The organism is Bacillus sp. FSL K6-0042 (genome assembly GCF_038006685.1).
Classification (GTDB): Bacteria; Bacillota; Bacilli; order Bacillales; family Bacillaceae_G; genus Bacillus_A; species Bacillus_A pseudomycoides.
The window spans coordinates 1136690-1154608 of the sequence record NZ_JBBOVS010000001.1; the positions used below are offsets into that span (position 1 = coordinate 1136690).

Sequence of the window (17919 nt, forward strand, 5' to 3'; positions counted from 1 at the left end):
ACAGTTATGATTAAATGTCTAAATAACCAAATTCCTTTGAAATTAAATTTGCAGTATTCATCACACTTCGAATCATGACTTGACGATTACTTCCTTGCATATACGTTTTCGGACCAACAATATTAAGAGCCGCAATGGTTCTCCCGGTGTAAGAACGAATAGGAGCCGCAATGCCATATAATCCATGTTCATTTTCGTTATCACTTATGGAATAACCTTGCTTACGAATTGTCTGTAACTCTTCTTGAAATCTCTTCATACAAGTAATTGTATTTGGCGCTCGAGGCAACAGCCCATTTTCTGAAGTATACTCTAAAGAAGAAGGATTAAATGAAAGAAGGACTTTTCCTGTACTTGTGCAGTATGCAGGTTTTCTTGATCCGACATGAGTTGATATTTGAACAGAATCCTTTGATGAAATTTTCAAAATAAATACAACATCTCCACGGTCAAACATACCGATATGCACCGTCCCATTAAATTTCCTTACAAGTTCTTCAACGATTGGAATCGCCCCGCTATAAATCTCTTGTTGAAACATCACTTGATTGCCCCACTCCAACAATTTCCATCCCAGTCGATATTTTCTCTGCTCATCTCGAATTAACATTCCTTCTTCACACAATGTACGGACAAGATGGTGAACTGTACTCGGGTTCATATTTAATTTTGCAGCAATTTCAGAATTTCCTAACACTGGCTCGCCACTCGTAAAACAATTTAGAATTTTACAAATCTTACTGATAGATGCTATCACAATAACTTACCTCCTCTATTCCAGTTACATATTTTCCGGTTCATATATAGCTAAAACATGTAAGAAGATTTACATCCTAACAGTAAAATTCTTGTTATCTATTTGCGGCTCCTTCCTCTTTTATTTTAAAATGTAAGCGTGATCATTTTATTGTCACCTTAATGAATTTCCAGATAATTCTGTTCGCAAGGCACTGTCCACAAGTGACAGCGATTGTTGTTTTTTGTACGCATTATAAAACATACCCATTTTTCTCACTGGATCGCCAGAATAATAACGCTCATATTGTAATAGGCGTTGTCCAAACGCTTCACCGCATAAGTCCCAAGCTAATTTAAATAATCGAACGCGTTCCTCAGAAGATACTCCTTCACGCCCGATATAATATTTATACATATCCTCTTGAATCTCTGGATTCATAAAGTCGGCACCTGTTGGTAACATTAGTAGGCCACCAGCCCCAATGGTTTGAATAATTTCAATAGCACGTGGATACATTTTAGGTAATAAGCTACGTATTGTATCCAGCGGTAATCTCGCAGGAACAGCTTCACCATATGCATTCGTTTCATACTCATATTCTGCTACTTGCAAGAGTGCACGGATTGTTTCTACATCTTGGATTAATTCTGCTAACTGATTTTGTACATTTAAAAAGCCGTCTACTCCAATTGAATCTGCTAGTTTTATAGCCACTTCTGCTGCAAAAGAAAGTTTCACTAATCCTCTTACTCCTGATTGATGTGCTGGTTGATGACCAATTCCTGTTTTTGGATACAGCTGATTTCCAGCCTCTACACTTTGATAGATAAACACTTTATCCCACGGAATAAACACATTATGAAATACAAGTAGTGCATCCATTTCTTCAAACCTTGATGCAAGTGGATGATCAAACAAGGATCGTTTTCCATCTTGCATTGGCTCGCGACAGAGGATCCTTAAACCCGGTGCATCAATAGGAACTGCAAAAGAAATTGCATGACGTTCATCACCCGGCTTAAAACTTGGATAAGAATAAATGATTACCTCATCTGTAATTGGTGCAAGTGTCGCTAACATCTTAGCTCCGCTTACATACATTCCCTCTTCTGTTTCGTTCACTACACCTAAATGCATCGTTGCATCTTCTTGCTGATGTGAAGCTTTACTTCGATCATTTTGTGGATTGATAATCGCATGTGTTAAAAACAAATCTTGATCACGTATATGTTTATAATAATTTTTTATATTGGTCCCCCATGAGGAATCAAATTTTTCAAAAAAACATGCATTGCTCGCCATTGAAGTAACTGTAACATTTAAAAAATCTGGTGTTCTACCCATTAAACCAAATGTAGCTTTTGCCCATACTTCAAACAATTTGCGGCGTGCTTTTAAGTCCTCATAATTTTTTGGCACTAAAAATGCATTCGAAACCCGCTCTCCTGTCTCTTCGCATATATGGGTAATCTTGTCCTGATACTCTGGATCGTGCTGCATATCATATAATTTAGCAATTTGTAAAATCGGTTCCCGAAAAACATCTTCATTCACAACATCGGTTATTCTTCTTCCACCAATCCAAATTTCAGGATTTCTTGCCTTTAATCCTTCAATATACTGAGCCCCTGTTCGAATCGCCATTTTTACCCCTCCAATATATACATTTTGAAGTTTACTATACAAATAAGTTTAGAAATTCTGTCACTTTTTCAAATTGACAGAATTTTAAATTATTATAAAACAATCTCAACTCAAAACTACTGCCTTATTTCACATTATGAAATTCTAGTAAAATTTTTAAGGGACATGTAAAAAAGGAACAGTTCCCTGTTCCTTTCATATCATCCATTCACCTTCTCCGCATCCCAATAATATTTACTAAATGCTTCAGTTAACACATCAATTGTGTTATATAGCTCTTCTAAAGTATTATCAACGCCACCAACTTCGATAAGCATTGCATTTTTAGATAAATCCTGATTATAAACTCCATTTCCGTCCTTTTTGTATTTCGGAAAAATCCCTCTACTTAACCCATAATAGTTTTCATCTAAATACGAATTTATCGCTCTTGCAATTTTTTCATTATGGGAGCGTCCTTCATTTTCCATCCCTATTATAAAATATAACCTCGCATAGGATTTGCCATTAATCACTTTTGTCGTAACATTCTTCCGCTGATCGTCTCTGTGAATATCAATTGGAAACATAATTTTATCATTTTGTGCCAAGGCTTCTTTCACATATCCATGAGATGCGGTATATGCTTGATACCATTTCCATTTCTTATTCGCCAATAAATCACCCATGTTTGTTTTGTCATGAAGAACCGGTATTCCCTGCCCTTCCAACTGTTCTTTTAGACGCTCTCCCAAAAGTGAGACATTTACATCCGGACTTGATGGACTCTTCGCCCCAGGTAACAATGGATAGAAGGACTCCCAACTATGCGTGTGATAAATATATATAGCTTTTTCACCTTTTACATCGTTTTTATTTTTTTGTACAGGATTCTTTTTGTCTGCTTCTGTGACTTTATCCTTCGCTACTTCCCGTTCTTTCGTTACCTCTTCAATCGGTACACTAGATTCATTCGGAATATTCGTATAGTCCGTTCCCTCTCCAGCTACGATAATATTAGAGTAATACTTTGACATCCCCGGTACTTCTTTGCCAACGAACGTTCGTAAATCATGTATTTTCAGATCTGTTGTGATAGAAAACAATAAATTCCCAACAGACTCTCGTTTATTTGTTTTAAAATAATCCGATGCAAAATAGCGATTTTCGCTCTCAAACATTTGAATAAATCCTTGCATTGATATTTTTCCAAACCACTGACTCGCATAATAAGATTTCATAGTATGTAAAAGTGAGGTCACAATAGACGCCGCTACTATCACTACAAATACATATGATAAGATTAAAAATAGAAATTTCTTTCCATGTATACGAGTTGCATACTTTTTCAATGTATCACCTTCTTTATCATTTTAGGTGAGAAGCCCCCACCTCAAGGAACGTGAAGGGCACAGACCAATGAGTAAGTGGTGGTAGTTCAAACATGGATATGTACAAGCTTTATGTAATATATATTTACTAGACTTTTAAATTAGACCTTACATACTAGAATTCCATTTTCAATTTGTGTTGCACCCGAGTTTAAGTGTAAGTTAAAAATAATGTCTTTTCTTACCTTGCCTCACTCAGAACAAATATAAATGATATACAAATCTTCAAAATATCTACAGCCTGTTTTGTACAATCCCCCCTAAATAAAAAAAGAGAAATGGCAGCCCATTTCTCTCTCGTTAGTTATTGTTCTTTCGGTGTATCCGACGAAGGTGATTTCTTCGCTTGTTTTTCTTTAAAAATTTCACCGATTGCACCAAGTGTGCCAAGGGTTTCAATTGCATTAGATGGGATGAAGACCTTATTTGCTGGTCCTTTTGCTACTTCAGCTAACGATTCAAATGATTTATAAGCAAGAACGCGTTCATCTAAGTCCGCTGCACGTATTAATTCGATTCGGTTTTGTTCTGCTTTCGCAATCGTTTCAATTGCTCTTGCTTCCCCTTGCGATTCTAATTCTTTCGCTTCTCGTATACCTTCTGCTTCGCGAATACGCGCTTCTTTATCCCCTTCAGCCATCAAGATTTTACTTTGTTTTTCCCCTTCAGCACGAAGAACTTTATCTTGTTTAGCCGCTTCTGCTTCTAGAATAATCGCACGCTTATTACGCTCTGCTTTCATTTGTTTTTCCATGGATACTTGCACATCTTTTGGTGGATTAATATCAACAACTTCCACACGTTCAATACGAACGCCCCACTTCTCTGTTGCTTCGTCAAGAGCTAGACGAATTTCTGTTGAAATCTTTTCACGCCCTGATAATGTTTCATCCAGTTCCATCTTACCAATGATTTGACGCATTGTTGCAGATGTAATATTACGAACACCATATTCATAGTTAGAAATACCATATGTCGCAAGTTCCGGTTCAACGATTTGATAGAAAATTATTGTATCAATTTCTACTTGTACGTTATCTTTCGTAATTACCTTTTGTGGTGGCACATTTGTTTGTTGAATACGTAAATCATGGTATACACGTATACGATCTACAATTGGGATTATTAGATTTAACCCTGGCTGCATGATGCGTTGAAATTTACCAAATCTTTCAACCACACCTACCTTTTGTTGGGGCATGATTTTAATTGTTAACGCGATAAATACAATGACAATTAATGCAAAAATAATCGTTAATGTTAATGCTACCATTTTTATTCACTCTCCCTTTTCACATGTAAAACAGTGCTGCTCCTCTTTATAACAATGACTCTTTCCCCAGTAGAAATGGGAACATCTGAAATAGCAGTCCAAGTATCGCCATCCACTTTCACAATCCCATTCTCTTCACTTGTAACCGCTTGCATGATAATTCCTTTTTTACCAGCAAGTTTATCGACAGTATCGGTAAATCCTTTTGCCTCGCGAAAATTTTTGGAGATTCGTTTCGTAAAGAAAGTCAATGTTAAACTCACAATTGCCCCGACAACAACTTGTAAGAATAGCGCTTCTGGGGCAAACAGTGCAATAAGACCTCCGACAACAGCTCCAATTCCAAGCCATAACATGTAAAAGGTAATCGATAACATTTCTGCTATAAATAAAATACCGGCTATAATAAACCAAACTACCCATCCAGCCATATGCAACCCTCACTTTCTTTTTTATTTTCTATATGTATATGAAAAAAAGAATTGTTTATCACGTCCTCCTAATTAAGGCGAGACGTTTCATCGGAAGCTACTATACATATTCACTGTTATAATGAGTATTATTAAAATAATATATTAATATATTCTTTATTATACATGAAAATTCCTGTATAAAAGTTACAAAAAATAAAATTCTTTCAAAAATTTATTCCGCGGATTATGATTACTATAAAGAAATATGTATTATTCTTTGAGTGGAGGTACCAATATTGCACCAACAATCGATATTCTTTTATTGGTTTTCTAAAATGTGCATCACTCTTGCTGAAGTTGTTTACATAATGATTCTTACTACTCATATTTATATAACAACTAAATCAGCTACTATCACAGCTCTTTTTCCATTATTACGAGTGATTACAAGTTTTATTGCGAGTACATCCTCACCACTTCTACTGAATCGTTTTCCATCTTATTCATTGCTCTTTACATTACAAGGGGTCAAGACTTTCCTTTTGATTCTTTTAACTGCACTATTTCCCTTACTATCATCTAACACCATTGCCCTTCTTGCTTTTATTATTCTCATTTCATTATGCGAAGGTTGGAGTTCTCCTTTATTATATGATGTTATTCCACGTCTAACATCACAAGAAAAATTAGTAAAAGTAAATAGTGTCTTTTCCTTCTCAACACAAATTGTTCAAGCAGCTGCTTATTCATTCACAAGTGTAGTGGTCTTATTAATTGGTGCTACTTCTACACTTATGATAAACAATGTATTAATGATTTTTGGATGTATTGCATTATATGTTTCATTGCACGCTATACAAACTGAACAAATAATAGAGAAGTCGTCTTCCAAATCAGCTATATTAATAGAAGGATGGAAACTTTTATTTCAGCACCCCTCCCTCCGTACCGTTACATATATGGACTTAATTGAAACTTTTGCTGGAACGATATGGATTGGTAGTATTACAATGGCTTACGTAACGACCGTTCTTCATAAAGGAGAAGAATGGTGGGGTTATATTAACACAAGCTATTATAAAAGAAAATAAAAAACGTTTTAGACGAACAAAATCTGTCTAAAACGTTTTTTATTATATGAACAAACTTTCTACTTCACATACATCTCTTCTAATAAATGAATAAATTCACCTTGATTTCCTGCTAATACAGGGCACTTTGCAATATCAACCCATTCGTAACAAAATACTAAGTCTCGATCTTCCTCTCCCGCACTTACTGTATGTTCCCATGAATCCTTTACATCTGTTAGCAACGACATATGAAAAAAGTGACGTTTTTGATATTCCTGTTTTTCTTTCACATGGATGATATAATCATCAATGAAACGTTCTATACATAAATGATGTAAACCCGATTCTTCTAACACTTCACGTAGTACTGCTTCTTCTAAATTTTCTCCTTCGTCAACTGTGCCACCTGGGACCTGTATACCTGCTTCTGGTATATCACGATGAGTAAAAACAAGCAACTGCATAACTCCTGCTTTCTCCCTTATAATGTATGCATATACTTTTTTCTTATATAACATCGTCATCTAATCCGTCTCCCCTCAATTCATTACTTCATCGCTTCCTCTAAGGTGAGTTGATTTTCATATAGATATGTCGCTTGTGGATTCCCTACATAACGTACGTGCCACGGTTCATACCGATAACCCGTAATGGACTCCTTCTCTTTTGTATACCGAATGACAAAACCAAATCGATGCGCATTTTGAGATAGCCATTTCCCTTCTTTTGTATCTCCAAAAACAGACTCTAATTGGAATTTAGCTGATTGTGATGTAATATCCATTGCGAGTCCCGTTTGATGTTCACTCGTTCCTGGAACAGCACTAGACATTGCTGTTTTTGCTTCTCCATCTTGAATCTTATACATTGTATTTAATGCTTTTTGCCGATCAAAAGACCGGTATCCAGAAACTGCAAAAAGAAAAATCCGCTCCTGATCTCCTTGCGCAAACATTTTTTCAAGTGCCTGCGCTGCTTCTTTCCTCATCTTCTTTTTCTCTTGATCACCTTCACTCGAATAACGCACTTTTGGAATAACTAAATCTTGTGGCTTATAGCGATCTGGTAGCCGTCTGCTTTTATTTACAAGTACAAGTACGGAATCAGGATTATTGATAACCGCAAGATCTCCTTCCATTTTAGCAATAGTTTCTTGTGCTTTTGGAAATACAACGCTACTATTCACCTCTTGTGCCTGTTTATCTTTATACATTTTATAATTAATGCTTGCCACTCCAATAATAATTACAACTACTACGACACCCAGTAGTGTCCATCTTTTTTTCATACAACGACCTCTTATTTTAATAATTTGGCCATATAATACTCATCGACACGCTCACCCTCGACAATAAGAGAAGCTTTTTTGACACCTTCTTGTTCAAATCCTGCTTTTTTATATAGTGCCTGCGCTCTTGTATTGTGGGCCATTACTGTTAATTCCAAACGCCATACATCATGTAATCTTGCCCACTTTTCTACTTCTTTAAACAATGTCGTCCCAATTCCTTTTCCGCCATATTCTTGTAAGATTCCAATTACAATTGCTGCTGCATGCTTTTTTCTCTGAACATTACCGCCATTAGCTAAAATAAATCCAACTAATTGTTCTCCATCTACTGCTACAAATATAGTAGAATTATGATCTTCTACAAAACGTTGAATCATTTGTGTTTGCTGCTCTACTGTTGTATTCCGTTCACCTGGTTCTAATAGCATAAAAGTAGTTTCTTCATCCAATTGTTTTCCTAATTGCAAAAATGCTGCTGCGTCCTCTACTCGAATTTCTCGAATCATTTCTATCACCCTACCAAGTTTATAATATAAAAATTTTCTTTATAAAGAGATTTTCGCTATTTTTTTATGAAATTCCTTTCTATTTTCCCCAGGAGAAATAGACAATTTTCGATATTAATATAATGAAGAGGGAATTGTGACAATAAATTGAAAATTTAATCATCGGGAGTTTTCTTCTTACCTCACTTACATTTTTTACATTTGCTAAATTTTAAAGTTGGGGCTTACTACCCGCGGATAGCGGGATAAAAGCTTGTTGGCTTCCATCTTTTTATTTTTTGAACACACAAAAAAACGTAAGTATCTCACTTACGTTCATCCATTTACCTTTTCTGCTTGCCAAAAATATTCACTAAACGCTTTCGCCAATACATCAATGGAACGGTTTAATTCTTCAGATGTATTATCTACACCTCCCACTTCAATTAAAATCGCTTGTCCTGATAAGTCCTGATTATAAACGCCGTTCCCTGTTTGAAATCCCTTTTGAATAACACCGCGGCTTACTCCAGGATATTTCTTATTAATCGCTTCATGTAGCGCAGTTGCTAATTGTAAGTTTTTCGTATAATTTTTATTTCCTTTTCCAATGACAAAAGCAAGCTTCGCATATGATTTATCTCCAATCGCTTTTGTTGTGACACTTTTACGAGCGCTATCTCGGTGCAAATCAAAGAAGTATTGCAATTCTCTATTACTAGCCATTGCTTCCTGTACAATTTCACGAGACATTTTATAAGAACTTGTATCATTTAGACCTTTACTAATCAACCTCTCCCCAACATTTGTTTTATCATTAACTGCCCCTATCCCTTCATTTTCTAATTGCTCACGGAATCTGTCTCCCAAAATAGAAATATTCGTCACAGAGCTTGTCGCTTTATTGGGATTTGGATTATTTGTCAAATTTAATAACGGCAAATAAGACTCCCAGCTATGCGTATGATAAATAAAGGCCACTTGTCTTTTCCCAGTTGTTTGAGCTGGTTGTTTCTTGTCTTTATTTGTATCCGTTTTCGGAACTTGTCCTGTTTCTCCAGTCCGCTCTTTCACTACTTCCTCAAGTGGAACACTCGATTCTATTGGTAAGTTAGAATAATCTGTTCCTTCACCAGCAATGACGATTTCCGTATCGTATTTTCCAAAACCCGGAAGCTCCTTTCCAACAAAGCTACGTACATCATCAAATCGAATATTCGTTACAGTTGAAAAAAGAAAAGATGAAATCGAAAAATCTTGATTTAAATTCCGATATTCTTGTGTAAAATAGTGATTTTCCTTTCCAACCACATACATATAACCATTTATTGACAACTCATTCAACCAATTATATAAATATGCTGACTTTGTTTCTTTCAATGAAGTCACCATCATACTAATAAGAAAAAAAGTTGCTAACATCATAATGACAACAAATAAAATGAGCTTTCGTACACTCGTTAATTTTACATAAAAAAAGCCTCGATTCATAACATCACCCTCTCTGTTCCAACTTATGTACAAGCTATAGAGAATAGACCGCCTAAATTTCGGCTATATTGTCATAGAGGTGAAGTGAATTGAAGCTAATTATAGGTATAATTCCTATTGTTTTATCATGTTTTTTTTTATTATTTGCAGCACACCCTAAAATCCGTGCTTTCTTAGATATTTGCGCGTACCTTTCATTATATATACTTGGTATACTAATTGCTTTTAACATATATGATGTTGTACTGCACGGCTTAGTATTTATGACAACCATTCACAGTATTTTATTGAATCCATTATTTCTCCTTACCGGGGCTTATGTAGGAGTGTATTCTTTATATCTCCTTATTTATAAACTAGTAACAAATGTAAGAAAAACTTAATACTTACCTTTAAATGGAGTGTAAAAATGAGAACAACTTTTATATGTCATAAATGCCAGAAAAAAATTGTCAGAAAACAAGATCTTATCACCACAATATTTTACATACGTGTCTACTTATTTCACAATACTTGTTTTAGCCAACAATTTTTCTTTTCTAGTTTCATTCCTATTAACACGTTATTTGGAGCATATTTCATTTGGTACACTCTCGCTATAGGGAGTGTTTTAACCATAACTGAACCCTCAATTATTTGGATCTTTTTTTTACTACCAGCTCTATATCGCTTCATTTCTTATTATTATATCGAACGTCACTTTTGAAGATAGCGATTAGACTGTCCTTTAGGAATACTTAAACACTCCCAATCTTTTTCTTTTAACATTTTGCCAACATAGATGATTTGTCCAATATGTGATGCATAATGAGCAATCTGCCTTTCAATCGCTTGCATAACACTATGTGCTTCACCCCGAATATGAATTATCTTTAAAAGGTCTTGCGGAGTTAATGATTGCAGCGCTTGAAAAACATACCCCCATCCTTCCCCCCATGCTACTAGCACTTCTTCTTTTGAAGCATAACCGCCTTCAAATTCACCATCACGATTCCGATCTAGCTTTTCACCGTCTGTCGTTAAGAAATCTGTCCATCTTGAGCGCATATTCCCATGCAAATGTTTAATTATAATCGCAACACTGTTTGCTTCTTCATGAGGTGTCCAGCATAGTTGTTCATATGATAACTGTGAAAGCGATTGTTCTCCTTGCTTTTGAATCGCCTTAAAGTTTGAAAAAACACATTCTAAATAAGCTTTTCTAACTTCCATTTCCAGCCCTCTCCCATATTAACTAATTGGCGTTCCATTTGGGACTTCTATATCAGGTTGCAATAAGATTACATCACCATGTTCTGGGACTCCTCCTAACACAAGCACCTCTGACTTAAAGCCTGCAACACGTTTTGGTGGAAAATTCACTACGGCAACAACTTGTTTTCCAACTAACGCTTCTGGTGTATACCGCTTCGTAATTTGAGCACTGGATTGCTTCATACCAAGTTCACCAAAGTCAATTTCCAGCTTAATTGCAGGTACACGCGCTTCTTTAAACTCTTCTGCTTTTTTATCGTTCCAATACGTAAATCTAACTGTAAAAAGTCTTCAAAATTAGCCATTTTATTCTCCCTTCCAAATTATCATTTAGACAAAACATGCAAATTCCCTCTAAAAAAAGAAAGATGCCTAAGCACCTTTCTTTTGTAACTCCCTTGATTCATTTGGTCTATATAGGAAGTAACCGATAACTCCACCAACACATGAAGGCAATAACCATCCAATTCCTTCCTTATATAAAGGAAGCATTTGCAACACATTTATTATAGCATCAAACTTAATATTTGCACTTTCTAAACCGTTAAATAGACTAATAACTAGTGCCCCTAAAATCGCACCGATATATATTGTATTTCGCTGCCCAATCCATTTATGGAAATAAGACAGAACAATTAGTACAATCGCAACAGGATAAATAATCATTAACACAGGCAATGTTACAGCAATAAGCTGTGTTAACCCTAAGTTTGATACAAATAAACTAAACGCACATACCAATGTGACAATCATTTTATGTGATAATCTTGGGAATAAGTTTGTAAAGAATCCCGCGCACGCCGATGTAAGTCCAACTGAAGTTGTTAAACATGCAAGTGTAATAACAAGGCCTAACAATACTTTTCCACTTGTTCCATATAGCTCATTTACAACTTTCGTTAAAATAAGACCTCCATTATCAGAAACGCCAAGTGATGTACTTGTCGAACCAAGATAAGCAAGTGATAAATAAATTAATGTTAAGCCTATCACAGCAATAATTCCTGATATAATTGTTGTTTTTGCAATTTGTCCACTATCTTTTATCCCTTTTGAACGAATAACTTGTACAACAACGATCCCAAATACAAGTGCACTAATAGCATCCATCGTTAAATATCCTTGAATAAATCCGCCAAAAAATGCATTTTCTTTGTATGCATCTAATGGTGCAGCAGGCGCCCCAATTGGATCTATAATCGCTTTTCCAACAATTACAGCAACAATTAATACTAATAATGGGGTAAGGAACTTTCCAAACCAATCAATTAGTTTTGATGGATTTAATGATAAATACCAAGTAACCCCAAAGAAAACTACTGTATATAGAAACAGCATATACCACTCTGACACAAACGCTTCTGATAGAAACGGCTTCATTCCCATTTCAAATGAAACTGCCCCTGTACGCGGGATTGCAAAGAATGGTCCAATCGCTAAATAACTAATTAGTGGGAAAATAAACGCAAATATAGGATGTACTCTAGAGGATAACGCTTTCAAGTCCCCTTCTACAAAAGCGACAGCAGTTACAGCTAATAGAGGAAGTCCGACTCCTGTTACAAGGAATCCAATTGTGGCAATCCAAACATTTTCTCCAGCTTGTTGTCCTAATACTGGTGGGAAAATTAAATTTCCTGCTCCTAAAAATAATGCAAACAACATTAAACCGATCGCTATCGTATCTCCCGGCCTTAATCGTCCCTTCATCTCTCTTTTGCATAGCATGTCTCTATTGTTTTTGTCTCTTTCACAATATGCTATGCATCCTCCTCTCTACTCATGTTGATTATATATGCCCCTTAAAAAGCAATGTCTTTCTCCATAATTTCTCCACTTCTCCTTTTTATTACTCTAATTTATAAATTTTGATTTTTTTGAATATTTGAATCATTAGAGTGTTAAACCATGGAGTAAACTTGTCAGACTTCTTTGCTTTTGTCACACATATAGTAACATATTTAGTTGAAAAATAAAAACATATTTTTTATATGGAATTTTTTGAAAAACAAAATAATAAGTTCTCCTTCCTCGTCTATTATTCTTTTAGGAAAATATTTTAGAAACAAATAAGCAATGATTCATTTTGTTATCTCGAAATAACATTACTATTTCTTTTTTTATGTATAACGAAAAGCCATCTAAATTATACAGATGGCTTTGTATCTTCTATTCTATTGTCTCCACTTCACGTGGATTATTCATTTCTTCTACATATACAACGCGAAATCCATGGTCTTCTAAATCTTTAAGCAATGAATCTAATTCTTCTGGTTTAAATTCTTCGCCTAGTGTAAACATAATTCTGCGTACTAATAACGCATCATTATCAAATGTCATTAAACTTTGGATGCCACTATATTTTTTCAAAACTGTAGATAGTTTTTGAATCGCTCCATTATAATCTTGGGTTCCCACCATAACAGAATACCTGCTAGAATGAACACCCCATGCATCCTCTAATAACTCAAATACCTTTTTATGAGTTAAGATTCCAAGAAATGTCCCTTTCTCATCGATAACGGACAAATATGGTAACTTCTTAATTGTAAAGAACACTTTAAAGAAAGAAGAGTCTTCTCTCACATAGCCCTCTTTATCATTTAATAATTCTGATAAATCATCTTCTAATGAACCTTTATATTCTAAAATATCTACTTTATATACATTCCCTAAAAATTTCTCTTTCTTTTCATCTAAAACTGGCACACAACGATAACCCGTTTTATTTAAATGATCCAATGCTTCACCTATTGTAAATGAAATGGAGCAATATAAAACTTCTCTTTTTGGCACATAATTTCCTTTAATCCTCATAAAAAGCCTCCTTATGTTAAAATACTTTCTGTGCCATAACTATATTATATTTTCAGAAAAAAATAAATGATTTATTTTATTTTTCTGAAAGCTTTTCATATTATTGTCATTATTTGTTCATGAATGATTCATTTTTGAGAAATTTAGTAGATTATCATTCTGTACAACAAATAATATAAGCAACTTATCATACTTAAGCTAGTTACTGACTATGGCTGAAAATAAAGACAATCACTTATAATCCTAGCTTATACCCATATGTAAAGAAAAAGATATTGTAACTTTCACAAAAAAGCGCTAAAATAAGAATAAGAATTTTCTGAATTTTCAAAGAGCAGGTGAGCCTTTATGTCTTCTTTATTTCGTTCTTACACATATCGCTTTTTTGTAGGATTCCTTGTTATTCTTATCATAAGCCCTATTCCTTCTTTATTATTAACTCATGAGTCTTCTTATTTGAAAGGTTTACTTGGGATTTTTCATAATCTCGCTCATTTTCCATCCATTTTCATCCCGATGATTGATTGGATGCATGAATCCATTCTTTTTTCATCACAACCTATTATAAATTCAACCACAACTGTACATGCTCCAGGACAATCTACACTTCTATTCCCTTATATGTGGGAAGTATACTTTTTATCAATCGTGCGTTTTACATTCACACTCGCAATTGGTTTTTCAATTAGCTTAACAATGGGACGTTTATTCTTAAAGGTACCAAAACAACTAAAAAAATACACTTCAATATTGCACTGGATTCCATACTCATTCAGTACTGCTTTATTACAATGTTCTATTGTTTTAATTTCTTTATACATCGCAAAGTACATAACAATTCCATTCCTCTCCTCTCTCATCATCATAGGTAGTACATCAATGATTATTGTTATACAGGCAATTAAAAAATGGATTCCGTTTTTAAATAAAACTGCAGAACATGATTTACGTGATTCATCTTTTCTCATTAATACATTATTTATGGCAATTGTTTCAAATCATAAATCTATTTTAAGCTCCATTATTCTGTCATTTTTTTATATGGAATGTATTTTTCATACGAAAGGATTACTACAATTTATTATTCAATTTGGAGGAAGTTCCCCAACCGTTGTCACAATTGGACTGCTACTCATTTATATTCCATACATCATTCTTTCCTTTCTTCAATCCGTGTGGACAACAAACCAGTCTAAACATCAAACTTACACTATCACAAAAACACTGATAAAGTAATTAAGCTTCATGCTATCTCCCTCCTTTTAAAAATGGAGGGTTATTCCCCTTTCATTCAGGGTAAAATACCAACAAATTCATGTATGGTTAGAAAAACATTCCAATATTTACTCATTTCCTTTGACTATTATTTTCATTTCGATTTATTATAAAAGTATAACATACTTGCAGGAGGTGACATCTTTATTCCAACTTCGGAGTAGAGAACACACTTGGACATATTAAATATTTTTCTCATTTTTGTACTTATTCTCATTTCTGGCTTTTTCGTCGCATCTGAATTTGCGGTTGTAAAAGTACGAAAAAGCCGAATTGATCAGCTTGCAAATGAAGGAAATAAGCAAGCACTAGCTGCCAGAAGCGTTGTTTCTAACTTAGATGTATACTTATCAGCCTGTCAGCTTGGTATTACTATCACGTCTTTAGGGCTTGGTTGGCTTGGTGAACCAACTGTTGAACACTTACTACGACCACTATTTGAAAAAATAAATATTACTGGAGCAATGGCTAATACGCTATCGTTTATCATTGCATTTAGTGTCATCACTTTTTTCCATGTTGTATTGGGGGAACTTGTTCCAAAATCTTTTGCAATTCAAAAAGCCGAGGCTATTACATTAAAATTTGCCAAACCACTCATTTGGTTTGATAAAATCATGTATCCTTTCATTTGGTTACTTAATAGTACAGCCGTATTCTTTACAAAACTATTCGGCTTAGAACCAGCAAAAGAAAATGAACTTGCTCACTCAGAAGAAGAATTACGACTTATTTTAGGTGAAAGCTTTAAAAGTGGTGAAATTAATCAGACTGAATACAAATATGTAAACAATATTTTCGAATTTGATGATCGTGTTGCCAAAGAAATTATGGTACCTCGCACAGAAATGGTCTGTTTATCTACCGAAAATACATTAGAAGAAAATATGGATATCGTGGCATCTGAAAAATATACACGTTATCCGATTATTGAAAAAGATAAAGATGATATTATCGGGATGCTAAACACAAAAGAAATTTTTCACGATCAAACGAAGGGGATTCAAAAACCTTTAGAAGCATATATACATCCGGTCTTAACTGTATTTGAAACAGTACCAATCCGTAAAACATTAATTCATCTTCAAAAGAATCATGTGCAAATGGCGATTGTAATGGATGAATACGGTGGGACAGCTGGCCTATTAACAATGGAAGATATTATTGAAGAAATTATTGGTGAAATTCAAGATGAATTTGATGCAGATGAATCGCCAATGATTGAAAAACGCACACCAAAACTCACTGTACTGGATGGAAAAGTACTCATTTCAGAAGTAAATGATATATTTGGTTTACATATCGATGATAGTGATTTAGATACAATTGGGGGCTGGCTTCTATCTCAGGCAATTGATTTAAATATTGAAGTTGGCTATTCAATTGAATATGCTGGTTTCCAATTCAAAGCATTAGAACTTGACGGGCATCAAATTAAGAAAGTTGCTGTACATAAACTAGATAGTAAAAAGGAGATATAAAGTGACCGTTTTATTAACACTTTGTATAATTGCTTGTTTTATCGTATCGTTTATTGCGTTTATCTATCCGATTATCCCTGGCATACTCGCACTGTGGGCTGGATATCTCATTTATCATTTTGGCATAAATGGTGGGGAGCTAACAATAAGTTTTTGGATCCTTCAAATCATTTTTACCATCATTATTTTCGTTGCTGATTTTATCGCAAATGGATACTTCTTAAAGAAATATGGAAGTACCAAATGGGGTGAACGTGTGGGAATGGTTTCTATTATTATCGGCTCCTTTTTCTTCCCACCATTTGGTCTCATTATCATTCCATTTCTGTCTGTTTTCGTGACAGAAATAATGCATAAAAAGACACCACAAGAAGCGTTTATGGTCGGAATTGCTACAGTCGTCGGCTTCTTAAGCAGTACAGTAGCAAAAGCAATTTTACAAATTATTATGATTATCATTTTTGTATGTTACATTCTTTTTTAACCATCCCTTTTCAGGGATGGTTTTTTTAATAAGCAATGCCTACACGGCTATTTTCATATACTTTTTCATTTATTAGCGACCACGTAAAACGAGCTGTATCTCCTACCGTAATTTTTGATCCATCCAGTGGTAACATATCCGTCTCCGTCCGGTATATACCCGTTTCTTCACCATCAATTAAATGTGTAGGGCAAACAATTGTCCAGCATAGCTCACTATTTTTTAAAGCTACATAAGCAGCTAAATGATCTTCTGCAGCCGTTGTGGTTTTTCTTTTTGATTCTTCCGATTGAAATCGATATATCTTCTGATTTGTTCGCGCCTGTAAAATGCCTGCTGTTCCTATCGTAATAATCCTTTTTACTCCCTCTTTCCCCATATGTTTTATAATGCTAGGTATACTATTCGATAATGTTCTATTTCCATCTGTTCCAAGAGCGCTTAAAACGAGCTCAGCGCCCTTTAAAGCTTTCTTCACATCATTTCCCTGTAATACATCCCCTTCTACGATATGTAGCTTATTATGTCTCATCATAAGCTTATTTTGATCACGAACTAATACTGTGATATCATGTGAATCTTGTAATGCTAGTTTCATTAACTGTGACCCAACTCTTCCAGTTGCACCAAATATACATATTTTCATCTTCGTACTCCTTACTTACTATTTCTCTCTATTCTTTCTCAAAAACGATAAATATGCAACTATATAAATACAAATTGAAAAACCGACATAAAATCTATTTTTTAGGCGGAAGAGAGCATCCGACCACGCCATAAAAGCGGTTAGACCCTCTTCCTGTCCCATGCCAAGTGAAAACAAAGAGAA

The 17919-nt window shown here is 34.7% G+C and carries 18 protein-coding genes and 2 pseudogenes; 6 read left to right on the top strand and 14 right to left on the bottom strand.

The annotated features are described in order from the left end of the window. Positions 1-10 precede the first annotated feature (10 nt). From MHH45_RS06025 to MHH45_RS06045, 5 genes are all read right to left on the bottom strand, one after another. Positions 11-757, bottom strand: coding sequence for an IclR family transcriptional regulator (locus tag MHH45_RS06025; RefSeq protein WP_016114611.1), 747 nt, complete (start codon positions 755-757; stop codon positions 11-13). 153 nt (positions 758-910) lie between these two features. Next, positions 911-2383, bottom strand: a complete 1473-nt coding sequence (locus MHH45_RS06030; RefSeq protein WP_088094328.1) for a 4-hydroxyphenylacetate 3-hydroxylase family protein — start codon at positions 2381-2383, stop codon at positions 911-913. A gap of 200 nt (positions 2384-2583) precedes the next feature. After that, positions 2584-3714 carry a stage II sporulation protein P gene (spoIIP, locus tag MHH45_RS06035; RefSeq protein ID WP_088094327.1) on the bottom strand — a complete coding sequence of 377 codons (1131 nt, stop codon included), beginning with the start codon at positions 3712-3714 and terminating at the stop codon, positions 2584-2586. Between the two features lie 343 nt (positions 3715-4057). Further along, a complete protein-coding gene (locus tag MHH45_RS06040; RefSeq protein WP_088094326.1) occupies positions 4058-5026 on the bottom strand; it encodes an SPFH domain-containing protein in 969 nt (322 codons plus the stop codon). Between the two features lie 2 nt (positions 5027-5028). Continuing rightward, on the bottom strand, positions 5029-5457 hold the full coding sequence (locus tag MHH45_RS06045; RefSeq protein WP_088094325.1) for an NfeD family protein: 429 nt from the start codon (positions 5455-5457) through the stop codon (positions 5029-5031). 317 nt (positions 5458-5774) lie between these two features. On the opposite strand from MHH45_RS06045, the pseudogene MHH45_RS06050 reads away from it, so the two are divergent. Continuing rightward, a pseudogene (locus tag MHH45_RS06050) lies at positions 5775-6518 on the top strand (MFS transporter); the annotation flags it as partial. Positions 6519-6589: 71 nt separating this feature from the next. On the opposite strand, the gene MHH45_RS06055 reads toward MHH45_RS06050, so the two are convergent. From MHH45_RS06055 to spoIIP (MHH45_RS06070), 4 genes are all read right to left on the bottom strand, one after another. Continuing rightward, positions 6590-7036 (bottom strand): NUDIX hydrolase, encoded by a 447-nt coding sequence (locus MHH45_RS06055; protein ID WP_077294375.1) that lies wholly within the window; start codon positions 7034-7036, stop codon positions 6590-6592. A gap of 23 nt (positions 7037-7059) precedes the next feature. Next, positions 7060-7800, bottom strand: coding sequence for a M15 family metallopeptidase (locus MHH45_RS06060; protein WP_077294378.1), 741 nt, complete (start codon positions 7798-7800; stop codon positions 7060-7062). A gap of 11 nt (positions 7801-7811) precedes the next feature. Next, positions 7812-8309, bottom strand: coding sequence for a GNAT family N-acetyltransferase (locus MHH45_RS06065; protein ID WP_077294381.1), 498 nt, complete (start codon positions 8307-8309; stop codon positions 7812-7814). Between the two features lie 315 nt (positions 8310-8624). Then, positions 8625-9779 carry a stage II sporulation protein P gene (spoIIP, locus tag MHH45_RS06070; protein ID WP_077294384.1) on the bottom strand — a complete coding sequence of 385 codons (1155 nt, stop codon included), beginning with the start codon at positions 9777-9779 and terminating at the stop codon, positions 8625-8627. 89 nt (positions 9780-9868) lie between these two features. Here spoIIP (MHH45_RS06070) and MHH45_RS06075 point away from each other — a divergent pair, with 89 nt between their 5' ends. Together MHH45_RS06075 and MHH45_RS06080 are read left to right on the top strand one after the other, a co-directional pair. Further along, positions 9869-10162, top strand: coding sequence for a hypothetical protein (locus MHH45_RS06075; RefSeq protein ID WP_088094324.1), 294 nt, complete (start codon positions 9869-9871; stop codon positions 10160-10162). A gap of 26 nt (positions 10163-10188) precedes the next feature. Then, positions 10189-10485, top strand: a complete 297-nt coding sequence (locus MHH45_RS06080) for a permease (protein ID WP_242227070.1) — start codon at positions 10189-10191, stop codon at positions 10483-10485. Here MHH45_RS06080 and MHH45_RS06085 read toward each other — a convergent pair. The 4 genes and pseudogenes from MHH45_RS06085 to cbpA form a co-directional block, all read right to left on the bottom strand. Further along, positions 10476-10991, bottom strand: a complete 516-nt coding sequence (locus MHH45_RS06085) for a DUF1572 domain-containing protein (protein ID WP_077294387.1) — start codon at positions 10989-10991, stop codon at positions 10476-10478. The genes MHH45_RS06080 and MHH45_RS06085 overlap by 10 nt on opposite strands. Before the next feature lie 18 nt (positions 10992-11009). After that, positions 11010-11338, bottom strand: a pseudogene (csaA, locus tag MHH45_RS06090) (chaperone CsaA). A 67-nt stretch (positions 11339-11405) separates the two neighbouring features. After that, positions 11406-12743 (bottom strand): branched-chain amino acid transport system II carrier protein BrnQ4, encoded by a 1338-nt coding sequence (gene brnQ4 / locus MHH45_RS06095; protein WP_077294390.1) that lies wholly within the window; start codon positions 12741-12743, stop codon positions 11406-11408. A gap of 459 nt (positions 12744-13202) precedes the next feature. Then, complete coding sequence (cbpA, locus tag MHH45_RS06100; RefSeq protein WP_003197146.1) at positions 13203-13850, bottom strand: cyclic di-AMP binding protein CbpA; 648 nt, start codon at positions 13848-13850, stop codon at positions 13203-13205. 348 nt (positions 13851-14198) lie between these two features. Between cbpA and MHH45_RS06105 the strand changes: the two genes are divergently transcribed. The 3 genes from MHH45_RS06105 (at position 14199) to MHH45_RS06115 (ending at position 17090) form a co-directional block, all read left to right on the top strand. Next, on the top strand, positions 14199-15086 hold the full coding sequence (locus tag MHH45_RS06105) for a hypothetical protein (RefSeq protein ID WP_016114603.1): 888 nt from the start codon (positions 14199-14201) through the stop codon (positions 15084-15086). 212 nt (positions 15087-15298) lie between these two features. Next, complete coding sequence (locus tag MHH45_RS06110) at positions 15299-16606, top strand: hemolysin family protein (protein ID WP_016114602.1); 1308 nt, start codon at positions 15299-15301, stop codon at positions 16604-16606. A gap of 1 nt (position 16607) precedes the next feature. Next, a complete protein-coding gene (locus MHH45_RS06115) occupies positions 16608-17090 on the top strand; it encodes a DUF456 domain-containing protein (protein WP_003197140.1) in 483 nt (160 codons plus the stop codon). A gap of 25 nt (positions 17091-17115) precedes the next feature. Here the strand turns inward: MHH45_RS06115 and MHH45_RS06120 are convergent, their stop codons facing one another. After that, positions 17116-17736, bottom strand: coding sequence for an NAD(P)-dependent oxidoreductase (locus MHH45_RS06120; RefSeq protein WP_016114601.1), 621 nt, complete (start codon positions 17734-17736; stop codon positions 17116-17118). Positions 17737-17919: the final 183 nt, after the last annotated feature.

Coding starts and splice junctions, on each gene's coding strand:
- MHH45_RS06055 (WP_077294375.1), bottom strand. CDS start 7,036: ATGACGATGTTATATAAGAAAAAAGTATATGCATACATTATAAGGGAG.
- MHH45_RS06060 (WP_077294378.1), bottom strand. CDS start 7,800: ATGAAAAAAAGATGGACACTACTGGGTGTCGTAGTAGTTGTAATTATT.
- MHH45_RS06085 (WP_077294387.1), bottom strand. CDS start 10,991: ATGGAAGTTAGAAAAGCTTATTTAGAATGTGTTTTTTCAAACTTTAAG.
- MHH45_RS06065 (WP_077294381.1), bottom strand. CDS start 8,309: ATGATTCGAGAAATTCGAGTAGAGGACGCAGCAGCATTTTTGCAATTA.
- MHH45_RS06080 (WP_242227070.1), top strand. CDS start 10,189: ATGAGAACAACTTTTATATGTCATAAATGCCAGAAAAAAATTGTCAGA.
- cbpA (WP_003197146.1), bottom strand. CDS start 13,850: ATGAGGATTAAAGGAAATTATGTGCCAAAAAGAGAAGTTTTATATTGC.
- MHH45_RS06030 (WP_088094328.1), bottom strand. CDS start 2,383: ATGGCGATTCGAACAGGGGCTCAGTATATTGAAGGATTAAAGGCAAGA.
- MHH45_RS06105 (WP_016114603.1), top strand. CDS start 14,199: ATGTCTTCTTTATTTCGTTCTTACACATATCGCTTTTTTGTAGGATTC.
- MHH45_RS06040 (WP_088094326.1), bottom strand. CDS start 5,026: ATGGTAGCATTAACATTAACGATTATTTTTGCATTAATTGTCATTGTA.
- MHH45_RS06120 (WP_016114601.1), bottom strand. CDS start 17,736: ATGAAAATATGTATATTTGGTGCAACTGGAAGAGTTGGGTCACAGTTA.
- MHH45_RS06045 (WP_088094325.1), bottom strand. CDS start 5,457: ATGGCTGGATGGGTAGTTTGGTTTATTATAGCCGGTATTTTATTTATA.
- brnQ4 (WP_077294390.1), bottom strand. CDS start 12,743: ATGAAGGGACGATTAAGGCCGGGAGATACGATAGCGATCGGTTTAATG.
- spoIIP (WP_077294384.1), bottom strand. CDS start 9,779: ATGAATCGAGGCTTTTTTTATGTAAAATTAACGAGTGTACGAAAGCTC.